We start from the raw sequence: 2740 nt of genomic DNA on the forward strand, positions 1-2740 counted from the left end.
AAGGACACCTTCTGGCCTTCCTGAAGCTCGCGGAAGCCGGAGGTGGCGATGTTCGAGTAGTGGGCGAAGACGTCCGGGCCGCCACCCTCCTGCTCGATGAAGCCGAAGCCCTTTTCCGCGTTGAACCACTTCACGGTGCCAGTTGCCATAGTGAATCTCCCTTGAGGGGCAAATACCCGAGATCCGCACTTTACGGACTCGGAGTCGCCGAAATGATCACCCTCGGAGAGATCCGAAAATCCTCGGAAACTAAAAAGAGTGCTCGTCGACGAAGGTCGATAGAGCACTCGAAGTCTCTGGGAACCAAAACTGCAACGCCAACCAAGCTACCACAGGTCGTCTCGGAGGGCCCGGGATTGTCGTACCCGAGGCGGACCCGCGGGCCAGGTCGTACTGCGTTCTCAGTAGTCGGGATTGTCGGCAGCCGCACGACGACGCGGGGGCCTTGTCACGGACACGCTGGGCGGACGATCGACACCGGATGTGGAGACCTGCTGCCGTGGCAACTTTCCTGTATCGAGTGGGCCGACTGGCCTTCCGGCGACGCTGGTACGTCGCCCTGGTCTGGGCGGCCGTCCTGGCCGCCGTCGGGCTCGGCGCCCTCAAGGCGCCAGGGGCGGTCGACGAGGAGTTCTCGATGCCCGGCATCGAGTCCCAGAAGGCGTTCGACCTCATGGAACAGCGCTTCCCGGGCGCCACGGCCGACGGGGCGACCGCCCGGGTCGTCTTCATCGCGCCGGGCGGCGAGAAGGTGACCGCCGCCGAGAACAAGGAGGCGATCGAGAAGGCCGTGACCGGCCTGGGCGACGGCACGCAGGTCGCGAGCGCCGTCGACCCGTTCCAGGCGAAGACGATCAGCAAGGACGGCTCGACCGCCTTCGCGACCGTCACCTACAAGGTCAAGGCCACCGAGCTCACCGACGCCGGCCGGACCCATCTGGAGCACACCATCGAGGGAGCCCGGGATGCCGGGCTGACGGTCGAGGCGGGCGGCACCGCGCTGGCCGACGAGACCGGGCCGGGCGGCATGGCCGAGGTGATCGGCGTCGCGATCGCCGCCGTCGTCCTCCTCGTCACCTTCGGCTCCCTGGCCGCCGCCGGGCTGCCCCTGCTGACCGCCGTCATCGGCGTCGGCGTCAGCATGGCCACGATCCTCGCCCTGGCGAGCGCCCTCGGCCTGTCCACCACCACCGGCACCCTGGCGATGATGCTGGGCCTCGCCGTAGGCATCGACTACGCCCTGTTCGTGGTGTCCCGCTACCGGGAGGAACGCGCCAAGGGCAGCACGCCGCAGGAGGCGGTCGGCATGGCCGTCGGCACGGCCGGGTCCGCGGTGGTCTTCGCCGGGCTCACCGTCGTCATCGCGCTGGCCGGGCTCGCCGTGGTCGGTATCCCGATGCTCACCAAGATGGGCCTGGCCGCCGCCGGCGCGGTCGTCGTCGCCGTACTGATCGCGCTGACCCTCGTCCCGGCGTTCCTCGGCTTCTGGCCGAACGCGGTGCTGCCCCGGCGGGCCCGCAAGAGCGGCCGGATCGAGGAGAGCACCGAGACCAACGGCGGAGCCCGCTGGGCCCGGTTCGTCCTGCGCCGCCCCATACCCGTCCTGATCCTCGGCGTCGTCGGCCTCGGCGCCCTCGCGCTGCCGGCGGCCGACCTCCAGCTCGGCATGCCCGGCGACGAGGCCAAGCCCACCTCCACCACCGAGCGCCGGGCCTACGACGCGCTCGCCGAGGGCTTCGGGCCGGGCTTCAACGGGCCGCTGACCATCGTCGTGGACGGCAAGGGCGCCACCGACCCCAAGGGGGCCGCGGACTCGATCGCCAAGGAGATCGGCGCCACCAAGGGCGTCGTGTCCGTCTCCCCGGCGCGCTTCAACGACACCGGCGACACCGCCGTCTTCTCCGTCGTGCCCTCCACGGCGCCGACCGACGAGAAGACCAAGACCCTGGTGAAGACCATCCGGGACGAACGGCCCGGCATCGAGTCCGGCACCGGCGCGAGCTACGAGGTCACCGGCACCACCGCGCTGAACATCGACATCTCCGAGAAGGTGCAGGCCGCGCTCGTGCCGTATCTGATCGTCGTGGTCGGTCTGGCGATCGTGCTGCTGCTGGTGGTCTTCCGATCGCTGCTCGTCCCGCTCAAGGCGGCCCTCGGCTTCCTGCTGTCGGTGCTGGCCTCGCTCGGCGCGGTCGTCGTGGTCTTCCAGCAGGGCCACGGCGCGGAGCTCCTCGGTGTGGAGCAGACCGGCCCGATCATGAGCCTGATGCCGATCTTCCTGGTGGGCATCGTCTTCGGTCTGGCGATGGACTACGAGGTGTTCCTCGTCTCACGGATGCGGGAGGCCTACGTCCACGGCGAGTCGCCCGCACAGGCGGTCACGTCCGGCTTCCGGCACAGCGCCCGCGTGGTCGCCGCGGCGGCCCTGATCATGATCGCGGTCTTCGCCGGGTTCATCGGCGAGAACGACTCCATGATCAAGATGATCGGCTTCGGGCTCGCCGCCGCCGTCCTCTTCGACGCCTTCGTCGTACGGATGGCGATCGTGCCCGCCGTGCTCGCCCTGCTCGGCGACAAGGCGTGGTGGCTGCCGAAGTGGCTGGACCGGGTGCTGCCCCGCGTGGACGTGGAGGGCGAGGCGCTCAGCCGCCGGCCCGGGACGGAGCCGGCCCCCGACGGCACACCCGATCTGGAACCGGCGCGCACCTGACGCACCCCCCCCACCAGGGCCGCCCGTGGC

General features: G+C 70.0%; 2 protein-coding genes. One reads left to right on the forward strand and one right to left on the reverse strand.

Translation table 11 applies throughout. The features are described from left to right. A partial coding sequence (locus ACFTZL_RS43750) for a cold-shock protein (protein WP_382595869.1) occupies nucleotides 1–149 on the reverse strand: 149 nt, incomplete at its 3' end. A gap of 350 nt (nucleotides 150–499) precedes the next feature. Here ACFTZL_RS43750 and ACFTZL_RS43755 point away from each other — a divergent pair. Beyond that, nucleotides 500–2710 carry an MMPL family transporter gene (locus ACFTZL_RS43755; protein ID WP_382595866.1) on the forward strand — a complete coding sequence of 737 codons (2211 nt, stop codon included), beginning with the start codon at nucleotides 500–502 and terminating at the stop codon, nucleotides 2708–2710. Nucleotides 2711–2740 lie beyond the last annotated feature (30 nt).

Origin of the sequence: Streptomyces sp. NPDC056948 (genome assembly GCF_042674225.1) — a bacterium.
GTDB lineage: Bacteria > Actinomycetota > Actinomycetes > Streptomycetales > Streptomycetaceae > Streptomyces > Streptomyces purpurascens.